Raw genomic sequence first — 12002 nt, 5'->3', positions numbered from 1 at the left:
GGTCAAGCGGTTGCCGAAACAATGGTTTCCAGAACAAGACTAGACGGTTGCCGCAAGCAGCAATCCGCCAATCACGGCGAAATTGACCAGAAAGGCGGATCGCGACGTCTGCCGTTCCAGGCCCTCACAGGCCCAGAACCGCAGCAGGAACATGTTCGCCGCCAGCGTAAACACGACCAGCGCGCCGGCGGCGAAAGGCGCCGCAATGCCCATGGCAAGCAAGGAGCCGGCGACGATCTCCAACGCCGAACCCGCGGCGAGCAGGAAGGCCGGGGCCGGAAATTGCCGGGCGGCCAGATACTCGGCCATTGCCCTGAACTTCACGAAATGTTCGACGCCGGCCCATACAAACACGCCGCCGATCAGAAGCGCGCCCAGCGCCTGAACCGTTTGAGGGAACATGCCAACCTCCTGCCAGATGCCTGCCAGGGTTCAGTCCTCGGGAAGAAAGGCAGGGTTGAAGACGACTTCCCAGAGATGGTCATCCGGATCCTCGAAATAGCCGGCATAGCCACCCCAGAATGTGTCCTGGGCGGGCTTGACGGGGCGCGCGCCGGCGTTGATGGCCTGCGCCATCACGGCATCGACCTCGGCCTTGCTCGTGACATTGTGACCGATGGTGAATTCGGTCGGGCTGCGGCCGGTTTGGGCGACGCCGGCGTCATGGGCGATGTTGGAGCGCTCGAAGATCGCGAACTTCAAGCCGTTCTGCAAATCGAAGAAGGCGACGGCGCCGTGCTCGAACTCCTTGCCGATGATGCCTTCGGTCGGAAACCCCAGTCCGTTTCGGTAGAATTCGAGCGACGCCTCCAGATTATCGACACCAAGCGTGATGACACTGATGCGAGCTTTCATTTTGGTTTCTCCTTTCTATATTCTGGACTTGCACGGTATCGGTGACCTTGGCGCCGAAGTGGTTGCGAATGGCACCGAAAGGCTTGGTATGGTTTGCCATGGCGGGAGCGGCTCGCATTGAAGATTTCGGCCAAAATGGCTGAGACCGCGGACCAGAACGACGAGCCGACGAGAAGACCAGGGCCGGGCAAGCTGACGAAGGCTGACGGGATGGAAGCGGTACTGGCGCAGACCACCGGCTCTTTCCAGGAACGCCCCGCAGGCAGGCGGCTGGGTGCCGCTTTCGCGTCCGTCTGGGTCCACCGCATGCGGGACCGTGACGCTCCACCGGTCGTGATAACGCCGGATGCGACGATCGACCTGCAGTGGATCGACGGCAGATTCCGGATCGCGGGACCCGACCGGGAGCCGCAGATCGAGATACTGCCGTCAGGGGCGACGATTGTCGGCTTCAGATTCCGGCCGGGGGCGGCCGCCGGTTGGCTGGGCGTGCCGGCCAACCAGATCGTCGGAGAACGCCTCGACCTCACTGACCTCTGGGGGGCGCGGGCGCGCCATCTGGCAGGCGGTGTCCGCGCCATGCCCGATCTCGCCGGCATGGTGGGACAATTGGAGAAGGCGATCGGCGCATACACGCAAGACCACCGTGCGCCCGATGCGGCCATGGGTTTTGCCTTTGACGTTGTCGACCAGGGACTGCCGGCCGACAGGCCGCTGGTGCCGTTCCTGCTGCGCACCTTGCATATGAGCGAGCGGACGCTGCGTCGCCGTTTCGAGGAAAGTTTCGGCTATGGCCCCAAGACGCTCGACCGCATCCTGCGCTTTCATCGCTACCGGCGCCTGAGGCAAATGTCCGGCGATGCTTCAACCGCGGTGCTGGCGGTCGAAGCCGGCTACTCGGATCAGGCTCATCTGATACGCGAGAGCCGGCGATTGTCCGGCGTCACGCCATCGACGCACGCGGACGCCTCCTCGAAAACATAGCAGCGCCGCCCGACGAGGTCGAAAGCCAAGGCAGCCTACTCTCCAGCCAGCCATTCCAGCGACCAGTGCGCCGGCTTTTCCACGGCAAGCAATTTGTGCAGGGCCGGCAGCACGGTTCGCAATTCGCCTTCCAGCGTAAAGGGCGGGTTGACCACCACCATGCCGCTGCCATCGAGGCTGGGTTCCAAAGAGGCCGGCCTAATCTCGAATTCCATGTCGAGGATTTTCGGGATGCCGGATTGCTTCAGTGCCTTCCTGAAGGGAATCACCGCCTTGCGGTCCTTGATCGGATACCACAGCGCATAGATGCCGCCAGGCCAGCGCCTGTGTGCCCTTATGAGCCCATCCACGAGGCGGCCGAACTCGCCCTCCTCCTCGAAGGGCGGATCGATAAGCACAAGGCCGCGCTTCTCCTTCGGCGGCAGATGCGCTCCGAGCGCCAGCCAGCCATCAAGTTCCATCACCCGCACCTGGAAGTCGCCGGCGAATTCCGCCTTCAGCCTGGCGGCGTCCTTCGGGTGCAGTTCGATCGCCGACAACCGGTCCTGCTTGCGCAGGAGATGGCGTGCGAGCAGCGGCGAGCCCGGATAGTTCTTCACGCTGTCCCCGGGATTGAGCGACTGCACCGCGTCCAGATAGGGCGCCAGCAGCGCGCCCGCCCTGGTATCGAACGAGGCATCCATCAGCCTGCCGATGCCGCCCAGCCACTCGCCGGTCTTCTGTGCCTCGACCGAGGATAGATCGTAGCGGCCAATGCCGGCATGGGTGTCGACGACGCGAAATGCCTTGTCCTTCTGCTTGAGATATTCAAGCAAAAGCGTAAGCACGACGTGCTTGACGACATCGGCGAAATTTCCGGCGTGGTAGGCGTGGCGGTAGTTCATGATCTGTTGCCGTTACGCATGTCGTTACCCCAAAACCGCTGCACACTTTTGGGCGACATCCGTCAACCCCTGCCCCAACGCGGCGGCGGTGGTTGCGAGTTCGGATTGCCCGGCCGGCCGCCGCCGGAACGCAGGGACAACAGGAAGCCGATCAAGCCGGCCGCCATCAGGGCGAAGCCGACCGGCCGCGCACGCCGGTCGGTTTCGCCGACACCGGAGCGCAGGATGAGATCGACGGCCCGCATCGGTATGTCCTCGGCGTCGCCCGGACCGACGGTGAAAAGGTATGAGCCGGAATTGACGCTTGCGATGACGCCTGCGTCGTCGCGAAAGATCTTGTCGGGCAGCTGCGGGCTGGCCTGGCGCGGATTGTCGACATGGTTGAACTGCAACGTCGAGGCAAGCACCGTGCGGCCATTGGTGCCGGCGGTCAGCGTCAACACCGTGCGCTGCTGCGAAACGATGCGTTCGGCCCGCGCGGTGAGGTCGACCAGGACGCGGACCGGCGCGTCGCGGCTTGAGAGCGACACGCTCAACGGCTTGAAGCGGCCTTGCTCATAGACCCGCCAGGTGCCGATCTCGCGGCCGGAAAAATTGGCCATCGCCCAGGGATAGATGAAGCCGACGCCGGTGCCGGCGAGCAGGATCAGGACAAACAGAAAGCGCATTCAGACACTCACCTCGTATTCACACCTTGCCGGACAAGTGGCCAGCGCCGGCACCGTCGCGCAGGCGTTCCATCTCGTCCAGCAGCATGTCGAGGCCAAGCTCGAAGGTCTTGTCGAATTCGGCGGTACCGAAAAAGCGGCCGGCGGCCATGACGTCGGGAAAATCCCGGGCCAGTTGCTCGTCGTTGACCGTGTTCACCGCCGACGGACCTTTGGCATAGCCCGCATTCTCATCCAGCACGGCGCCCATCAGATAGTAGCCGACGGCGCGAAACAGCCGCGCGCTGAGTTCGGTGTCGAAGCCGCCATCCCTGAACAGACCAAGAATGCCGTTCAGCCAGGCAAGGCAGACCGGCGAGTTCATCCGGTAGGTAACTAAGAAGGTAGCATAGGCGGGATGGTCGCGGCCGATACGGCGAAAATCCTCGATGGCGATGCGCATTCTTTGCCGCCACGGAAGGTCGGCATCCGGCATTTCAAGAGCACCGACCAGCCGGTCGACCAGCGCTTCGTGCAAATGCGCCACCGAAGGAAAATGGTGGTAGATGCTCATCGCCTCGCAGCCGAGTACCGCCGCCAGCTTGCGCATCGAAAAGCCGGCGAGTCCCTCCTTCTCGATCACCTCGAAGGCCGCGTCCTCGATCATTTCGCGCGACAGGCGCCCGCGCACTCGCTTTTTTTTGATTGACGTGTCCATCGCGCCGCTTGACAGCTTACACTGTAAGGTTCATTTTCCGCATCACCTTACATCGTAAGGCTAACAAAGACCAGAGGAGAATGTCATGTCCAACTATCGCATTCCTTCATCCGTGCTTTCATCGATACACCACGGCTGCCTGCTCGCTGCCGCCGGCTGTGCGCTGGCCCTGGTCGCGGCACCTGCCTATGCCGACGACTATGATGCTACCCTCAAGGATATCCAGTCGACCATGGGTGGCGTACCGAGTTTCGTGAAGCAGTTTCCGAAGGCCGGTCTGCCCGGCGCCTGGGCCGAGGTCAAGGCCATCGAACTCAGCGACAAGACGGCACTGCCGCCAAAGGTCAAGTCGCTGATCTCGCTTGCAGTGGCGGCGCAGATTCCATGCAACTATTGCATCTGGTCGGATACGCAGGACGCCAAGCGCGCCGGCGCTTCCGACGAGGAGATCCAGGAAGCCGTGGCAATGGCCGCGCTAACCCGCCATTGGAGCACCATCTTCAACGGCATGCAGGTCGATTTCGACACATTCAAGAAGGAAATGGGCGGGCAGTAGGCTATTTCGACCTGGAAGCGGTCGACCGCTTCCAGGTCGATCCATGCCCAATCGACAAAGGATTAAGCGACCGTTTTGCAGTGCCCCCAGACCGGTTGTGCCGATGTGCCGATGTGCCGCTATGCGCATACGATGTTACGGCATCGAATGGACGCTGGCGCCTTTCCCGAAAAAATAACCGTTGGTCCGCGCCATGCGAATGAGGGGCCAATCAAGGCACGAGAGCAGCGTCAGGTCGCAGAAGGCGCGCCGCATCGATACGGGTTTATGCGGCGCGCTTGGGCCTTTGTTCCCTGCAGCATCAAGCCTTGCGCTCCCAGCGGCGGTCCGAAGTCTGCTGCCAGTAGGTCACGGCATGGCCCGCGTCCTTCATCGTCTTCCAATGCCCCCTCGCCGCCTCGACCTGGGCGGTGTCATGGCCATCGAACAGGAACACGGCGCGCTCATACCCGCCAAGGTCGGGCGGCACGGCGCCGTCGACCAGGAACCTTATCTTGGCCTCGTTGGGATTGCCGTCGCCGGTGGTCAACAGAATAGGCTGCTCGTCGGGATAAGCCTCGCGATCGGTCGCGTGCGCCAGGAAAGAATCATCGCGGAAGGTCCACAGATGCTGGTCGAGCGCGTCGCGCCGTTCCTCGGTGCCGGTCTGTACCACGGCGCGCCAGCCACGATCGACGCTGCGCTCGAGCAGGCCTGGCAGCGCCTCCTCCAGGGTCGATTCGGTCAGATGGTAGAACAGCACGTCGGCCATGGATCCGGGTCAGCTCTCATAGTGATCGCGCACCAGCCGGTCGAGCAGCCGCACGCCGAAGCCCGAGCCCCAGGACTGGTTGATCTCGTTCGACGGCGAGCCCATGGCGGTGCCGGCAATGTCGAGATGCGCCCAGGGCGTGTCCTTGACGAAACGCTGCAGGAATTGCGCCGCGATGATGGCGCCGCCATAGCGGCCGCCAATGTTCTTCATGTCGGCGTTCTTGGAATCGATCAGCTTGTCGTATTCGGCGCCGAGCGGCATGCGCCACAGCCGCTCCTGCGTCGCCTGCCCTGCCGCCGCAAGCCTCTGCGCCAATTCGTCATTGTTGGAGAACAGGCCGGCATAGTGCAAGCCGAGCGCGACCATGATGGCGCCGGTCAGCGTCGCCAGATTGACCATGAAATCCGGCTGGAAGCGGTCGTTGCAGTACCACAGCGCGTCGGCCAGCACGAGACGCCCCTCGGCGTCTGTGTTGAGCACCTCGATGGTCTGGCCCGACATCGAGGTGACGATGTCGCCGGGACGCTGGGCATGGCCATCGACGGCGTTTTCGACCAGGCCGATAATGCCGACGACATTGGCCTTTGCCTTGCGCGCGGCCAGCGCATGCATGAGGCCGGTCACGGCGGCAGCGCCACCCATATCGCCCTTCATGTCCTCCATGCCCGAAGCCGGCTTCATCGAATTGCCGCCGGTGTCGAAAGTGACGCCCTTGCCGACGAAGGCGATCGGACTGTCCTTGGGATTGCCGCCGTTCCACTGCATGACGGCCATGCGCGCGCCGCGGGGCGAGCCTTGCGCGACACCGAGCAGCGAGCCCATGCCGAGCTTCTTCATCTCCTTCTCGGTCAGGATCTCGACCTTGACGCCGAGCGTCTCCAGTTCCTTGGCGCGGGCCGCGAACTCGACCGGTCCCAGTATATTTGCCGGTTCGTTGACAAGGTCGCGCGCCAGAAGCACGCCGTCGATCACCGCCCCGGCATCGGCGAAGGCCTTCTTGGCGCCTGCCGGGTCGGCGGTGTGGATGGTTATCTTGACCGGCTTCTTCGGATCGGCCTTCGCGTCATCCTTGTCCTTACTGGTCTTGTATTTGTCGAAGGAATAGCTGCGCAGGAGGATGCCCGCCGCAAGGTTGGCGGCGTCCTTGCCATCAATCGAAGCGCCGACCAGGTCGAGCACCACGGCAACGTCGGTTGCCTTGCGCAGCGACGCCGCAACGATGCCACCAAGTTTCAGCCAGGCATATTCATCGAGCCCCGCCGCCTTGCCCGCGCCGATCGCGACCAACCTGTCGAGCGACGCTCCTTCCGGCGCCAGTATCTCGACGACGCCGGCGAACTTGCCGGTGAATTCGGCCACCGGGAAGGCCCGTTCCAGTGTCTTGCCGGGATCATAAGCCCTGGCCGCATCGCTCAGGCCGCCGTCATCCGCCGACAGCACGAAGACCGTGCCCTTCCTGTTCGCCGCCGTCTGCGGCGCGGCGAATTTCGCAAAGGCGATTGATGGTCTCGGGTTCATCATGTCCTGCTTTCGGGGATGGCGCGCGAAGCGTTTGAAGCGATCCGCGACATTTGGTCGTTTTCCGGCATTTGGCAAGACTTTGCCAAAATGGCTACCCATATGACAGTTGGAATCGATGGCGATTCGTCGCGGCACGGCCCCGCTTCATGCCGCAACCTGTTGTTAACCATCGATGTTCGCCCTTTCTTATCCATTCCCTCCGACACTCCGATCCATTGCGGCAGCGACGTGGGACGGGAACCGGATCGCCTGCCTGATCGAGCCCATCGGAGCCAGTTGTGCGGGCGTCGCCGTGCAGCTACCCTTAGCGTGGTGGCATGATGCCGTTCGAGAAAATCGAGTAAAGCCTTCATGAAGGTCGTTGAACGCTACATCATGCGCCGCACTTTCGTGGTCTTTCTGGCAGCGCTGGTCTGGACGCTGGCCATCGTGTGGACCACGCAGGTGCTGGCCAAGATCGACCTGGTTACCGACAGCGGCCAGTCGTCGCTGACCTTCTTCGAGGTCGCCGCGCTCATTCTTCCCTCGATCGTTCCGATCGTCGTGCCTTTCGCGCTGGTGGTGGCGGTCGCACAGACACTCAGTGTCATGAATTCGGATTCCGAACTCGCCGTCGTCAACGCCGCCGGCGCATCGCGCTGGACGATCGTGCGGCCAATCATGCTTCTGGCCCTCGCGGCGAGCGTATTTTCCTTTGCGGTCGACAACGGCATAGACCCTTACGCACGGCAGAAGAACCGCGCTTTGGTGGCGCAATCGCGCGCCGATCTGTTGTCGCTGATCATCCAGGAGGGCACATTCCGCAAGATCGAGGACGGGCTGTTCCTGCAGATCGGCGAGCGGCTTCCGGACAATCGGCTGGGCGGTATCTTCGTCGCCGATTCGCGCGAGGAAGGCGTCAATCTCGTCTATTATGCCAAGTCCGGCAGCGTCGTCGAACGGGGCGGCGAAAAGGTGCTGATGATGAATGACGGCGTCATCCACCGCAAAACGCTGACCGGCGACCTCAGTGTCATCCGATTCACCTCCTACGCTTTCGACATGTCGGCCTTCATGGCGGCGGCCTCCGAAGTGACGCTGATGCCGAAGGACCAGACCACCCAGTATCTGCTCAATCCAAGTCCCAACGACAAGAATTTCCAGCAGACCCCTCAGCAATACCGGGCCGAGATCGACCAACGATTTTCGGAATGGCTGTATTCCATGGTGTTCGCGCTGATCGCGCTGGCGGTCGCCGGGGACGCGCGCTCGCATCGCGAGGCACGCGTCAATCCTTTGATCACGGCCATCACCATATCCCTCTTCGTGCGCTGGCTGGGTTTCTTTGCCGCGAGCAAAGCCGATGAAGTGCCGGAATATGCCTACATGGTCTATGGCGTGCCCATAGTGGCTTCCGCGGTGGCGATCTGGTTCATCGTCTCCAACCGGACCATGGAACTGCCGGTGGCCTGGGCGGACTGGATGACAAATCTGGCCAGCCGCGTCGGCGACGGCTGGAACGCCCTCAAACTGCGCTGGTCCAGGCGCGGCACCTCAGGTCAGGGGATCGGCTGATGGGCTGGACGCTGGGTCGTTATTTCTTCTTCCGCTACGTGACGATCACGATCTGGTTCTTCCTGGGCCTGCTGGCGCTGGTGTTCCTGATCGATTTCACCGAGCTGTCCGGCCGCACCACCGGCCTGCCCGGCTTCACCTACGGAACGGCGGTGGCCATTTCAGGCCTTCGCATGCCGATGATCATGCTGCAGACCGTGCCGTTTGTCGGCCTGTTCTCGGCGATGGCGACACTGGTTTCGCTCAACCGCCGCTACGAACTGGTCATCGCGCGGTCCGCCGGTGTTTCCGCCTGGCAATTCCTTTTGCCATGCTGCATCGGCGCGTTGCTGTTCGGTCTTGTGTCGGTCGGGCTCATCAACCCGCTTGCCGCGCACGCCTTCTCCTTGTCCGAACAGATCGAAACCCAGTTGCGCTCCGGCAAATCAAATACGGTTTCGGCCGACGCCGCCCCCTGGATTCGTCAGAAGACCAGCACCGGCGACACCATCATCGGCGCGCGGGCCATCCTCGACCAAGGCATGGAGATGGCCGACGCCGTCTTTTTCGTCCTCGACCAGCAAGGCAACATCGTCGAGCGCAAGGACGCCGCGCGCGCTTACCTGCGGGACGGATATTGGGAACTGCAGGATGTGAAGACCTTCAGGAACGGCATCATCCAGCCCGCTGCAAGCGATCGTGTGCCGACCAATCTGAAGCCTGAATTCGTGCAGGAGCGGCTGGCGCGCCCGGAGACCATCCCGTTCTACGACCTGCCCGGAAAAATCGAGGTTGCCCGTTCCTTCGGCCTCAAGGCAAATGCGTTTGCCATGCAGTTTGATTCGCTGGTGGCGTTGCCGTTCCTCCTCGTCGCCATGACGCTGATTGCGGCAACAGTTTCAATGCGATTTGCGAGGATGGGACAATCGGCAACGATGATTCTGGGTGGCGTCGTTGCCGGGTTTCTGCTTTATGTCGTTTCGGTGCTGGTGAAGGCATTCGGCGTGGCGGGGTTCGTGCCGACTGCCATAGCCGCCTCGGTGCCAGTCGTGGTAGCTATGTTCTTCGGGGTGACTTTCCTGCTATACAAGGAAGACGGCTAGTGAGGGAGGCGTTCTTGCCCAGCAGCAGGCAGGCCCATTTGGCGCGCCTTTATGCGGCGAGCGCCTTGGCGTGCCTGCTTGCCTGCGCCGTGCCGTTGCCCGCGTTCGCGCAGGAAGTCGGCAAGATGGCGACCAATGTTCCGTCCGGCTCGCAGATGTTGCTGGCGGCCGACACGCTGGTCTACAACAACGACAACCAGACGGTGACCGCCGTCGGTGGTGTGCAGATCGACTATGGCGGCAACCGCCTCGTCGCCCAGAAGGTCATATACGACCGCAACACCAAGCGGATGGTTGCCACCGGCAATGTTGAAATCGTCAACAGCGACGGCACCAAGATCAATTCGCAGCATATCGATATCACCGACGATTTCGCCGACGGTTTCGTCAACGCGCTGCGCGTCGAAACCATCGACAAGGCCTATTTCGCCGCTGAAAGCGCCGAGCGCATGGGCGGCGTGCTGACCACCTTCCACAATGGCGTCTATACCGCCTGCGAACCGTGCGAAGACAAGCCAGACAAGGCTCCGACCTGGCGCGTGAAAGCCAGGAAGATCATCTGGAATGGCGAGAAGAAGACGGTTCGCTTCGAGAATGCGAATTTCGAATTCTTCGGCTTTCCGCTCGCCTACCTGCCGGCTTTCGAGATCGCCGACCCGACGGTGAAGCGCAAGAGCGGCTTCCTGATCCCGGGCATCAGCTACAACAGCCATCTGGGATACAGCGTCAAGGTTCCCTATTATTTCGCGCTTTCGCCGACATATGACCTGACGGTGTCGGGAAGCGGTTATACCAAGCAGGGTTTCCTCGGCGAGGCCGAGTGGCGCCAGCGCTTCAACAATGGCCAATACAGTTTGAAGATCGCCGGAATTCAGCAGCGCGATCCGGACGCCTTCCTTGATACCACCGCTTTCCCGACCTCCGGTGGCCACAACGTCGATTCGGGAGCGGCAGGCGATCCGAACAAGTTCCGCGGCATGATGGGCACGCAGGGGCAGTTCGCCATCAACGAACGCTGGAATTTCGGCTGGGACGTGCTGCTGCAGACCGACAAGAATTTCTCCAACACCTACAACATCAACAAATACAACGCCGCCGTCCACCAGTCGTCGGTTTATTTGACTGGTCTCAACGGCCGTAACTATTTTGACGTGCGCGCCATGCACTTCGATGTGCAGGAAGACACGCCGAACGACAATGCAGCCGCGCGAAGCGGCCAGCAGCCCTGGGTGCTGCCGTCGCTCGACTACGCGTATATTCCTGACATGTCGGTCGCCGGCGGCCAACTATCGCTCAATGTCAATACGCGAGTCATCCGCCGCGATGATCTCGACGAGACTTTCAACGTTCCTTACAACGCCGGCACGCCCGTGCAGCGCGTGCGCGGCATCGAAGGCGAATCCGGCCGCCTCACCACCGAGGCCGAATGGAAGCGGACTTTCGTGACCGACGACGGGCTGGTGCTGACACCGCTGCTGGCGCTGCAGGGCGACGTCGACTATCTCAACGCGTCATCGGGTTCGCTCGCCGCCGTCAACCAGATGGCGGCCAATCCGCTGATAAATGCCAACGCCGATATGCGTTCGTCGTTCGCCCGCTACATGGCAACCGCCGGGCTCGAGATGCGTTGGCCACTGCTGTTTTCCATGGCCAGCGGCTCCAGCCACGTCGTCGAGCCGATGGCACAGCTGTTCCTGCGTCCGAACGAACAATATGTCGGCGGCCTTGCCATTCCGAATGAAGACGCCCAGAGCATGGTGTTCGACGCGACCACCCTATTCGAACGCGACAAATTCTCCGGTTATGACCGCATCGAAGGCGGCTCGCGCGCCAATGTCGGCTTCCGCTACTCCGGCTCCTACATCAATGGCTGGGGCACCAATGCCATTTTCGGCCAATCCTACCAGATCGGCGGCGAGAACTCCTTCGCCGCGCCGGATCTGGTCAATGTCGGCGCCTATTCGGGTCTTCAGGACACCAAGTCCGACTATGTCGGCCTGTTTGGCATCAGCAGCCCGAACGGGTTCGCGGCTTCCGTCAGCGGACGCTTCGACGAACAGACTTTCGAGATTCGCCGCGCCGAGGTAAAGGCAGCCTATTCAGGCCTGCCGGTGTCGCTCAGCGCCAAGTACGCTTTCATCCAGGCCCAGCCGCTCTACGGTTTCACGACCGATCGGCATGAGGTGACGCTCGGTGCGTCCACGCATCTTGCCGAAAACTGGCGCGTGTTCGGGACAGGAACCTATGATCTGCAGCAAAGCCTGCTGGTCAAGGACGGGGTCGGCTTCGCCTACAACGATTCCTGCTTCACCTATCTGATGACGTACTCGCAGTCGCGCGACCTGAACACCAGGGAAGTGACGCAGAGCATCGGCTTCAACCTGTCGTTCCGCACCCTCGGCGACTTCGGCTCGTCGAGCAGCGCGATCGACTCCATCCAGTAGCCG

At 62.0% G+C, this 12002-nt stretch carries 12 protein-coding genes; 5 read left to right on the top strand and 7 right to left on the bottom strand.

Translation table 11 applies throughout. The features are described from left to right. Positions 1-39 precede the first annotated feature (39 nt). Both CK228_RS14535 and CK228_RS14530 read right to left on the bottom strand, forming a co-directional pair. Entirely contained in the window at positions 40-402 is a 363-nt protein-coding gene (locus CK228_RS14535) for a DoxX family protein (protein ID WP_095788297.1), read from the bottom strand. 30 nt (positions 403-432) lie between these two features. Next, on the bottom strand, positions 433-855 hold the full coding sequence (locus CK228_RS14530) for a VOC family protein (RefSeq protein WP_095788296.1): 423 nt from the start codon (positions 853-855) through the stop codon (positions 433-435). Between the two features lie 135 nt (positions 856-990). Here CK228_RS14530 and CK228_RS14525 point away from each other — a divergent pair, with 135 nt between their 5' ends. Next, positions 991-1839 carry an AraC family transcriptional regulator gene (locus tag CK228_RS14525; protein WP_245438033.1) on the top strand — a complete coding sequence of 283 codons (849 nt, stop codon included), beginning with the start codon at positions 991-993 and terminating at the stop codon, positions 1837-1839. Between the two features lie 35 nt (positions 1840-1874). Here the strand turns inward: CK228_RS14525 and CK228_RS14520 are convergent, their stop codons facing one another. The 3 genes from CK228_RS14520 to CK228_RS14510 form a co-directional block, all read right to left on the bottom strand. Beyond that, the gene (locus CK228_RS14520; RefSeq protein ID WP_095788295.1) at positions 1875-2723 is read right to left on the bottom strand and encodes a 23S rRNA (adenine(2030)-N(6))-methyltransferase RlmJ; all 849 of its coding nucleotides are present in this window, start codon (positions 2721-2723) and stop codon (positions 1875-1877) included. 62 nt (positions 2724-2785) lie between these two features. After that, positions 2786-3391 carry a hypothetical protein gene (locus tag CK228_RS14515; RefSeq protein WP_095788294.1) on the bottom strand — a complete coding sequence of 202 codons (606 nt, stop codon included), beginning with the start codon at positions 3389-3391 and terminating at the stop codon, positions 2786-2788. A 19-nt stretch (positions 3392-3410) separates the two neighbouring features. Then, on the bottom strand, positions 3411-4061 hold the full coding sequence (locus tag CK228_RS14510) for a TetR/AcrR family transcriptional regulator (protein WP_245438032.1): 651 nt from the start codon (positions 4059-4061) through the stop codon (positions 3411-3413). Between the two features lie 112 nt (positions 4062-4173). Between CK228_RS14510 and CK228_RS14505 the strand changes: the two genes are divergently transcribed. Next, positions 4174-4644 carry a carboxymuconolactone decarboxylase family protein gene (locus tag CK228_RS14505; RefSeq protein WP_095788292.1) on the top strand — a complete coding sequence of 157 codons (471 nt, stop codon included), beginning with the start codon at positions 4174-4176 and terminating at the stop codon, positions 4642-4644. A 301-nt stretch (positions 4645-4945) separates the two neighbouring features. Here the strand turns inward: CK228_RS14505 and CK228_RS14500 are convergent, their stop codons facing one another. Next, positions 4946-5395 (bottom strand): DNA polymerase III subunit chi, encoded by a 450-nt coding sequence (locus CK228_RS14500; RefSeq protein ID WP_095770667.1) that lies wholly within the window; start codon positions 5393-5395, stop codon positions 4946-4948. Between the two features lie 9 nt (positions 5396-5404). Next, positions 5405-6916, bottom strand: a complete 1512-nt coding sequence (locus tag CK228_RS14495) for a leucyl aminopeptidase (RefSeq protein WP_095788445.1) — start codon at positions 6914-6916, stop codon at positions 5405-5407. Between the two features lie 354 nt (positions 6917-7270). Between CK228_RS14495 and lptF the strand changes: the two genes are divergently transcribed. The 3 genes from lptF to CK228_RS14480 are packed head-to-tail and all read left to right on the top strand — an operon-like array spanning position 7271 to position 11999. Further along, positions 7271-8473, top strand: coding sequence for an LPS export ABC transporter permease LptF (gene lptF, locus CK228_RS14490; RefSeq protein WP_095788291.1), 1203 nt, complete (start codon positions 7271-7273; stop codon positions 8471-8473). Beyond that, positions 8470-9555: an LPS export ABC transporter permease LptG gene (gene lptG / locus CK228_RS14485; RefSeq protein WP_179295932.1), complete on the top strand. Its 1086-nt coding sequence runs from the start codon at positions 8470-8472 to the stop codon at positions 9553-9555. Before lptF ends, lptG begins: the two co-directional genes overlap by 4 nt. Then, entirely contained in the window at positions 9555-11999 is a 2445-nt protein-coding gene (locus CK228_RS14480; RefSeq protein WP_179295914.1) for an LPS-assembly protein LptD, read from the top strand. Before lptG ends, CK228_RS14480 begins: the two co-directional genes overlap by 1 nt. Positions 12000-12002 lie beyond the last annotated feature (3 nt).

It is taken from the genome of Mesorhizobium sp. WSM4312 (assembly GCF_002294875.1).
Lineage (GTDB): Bacteria > Pseudomonadota > Alphaproteobacteria > Rhizobiales > Rhizobiaceae > Mesorhizobium.
This window is presented reverse-complemented; position numbering and strand designations above follow the sequence as displayed.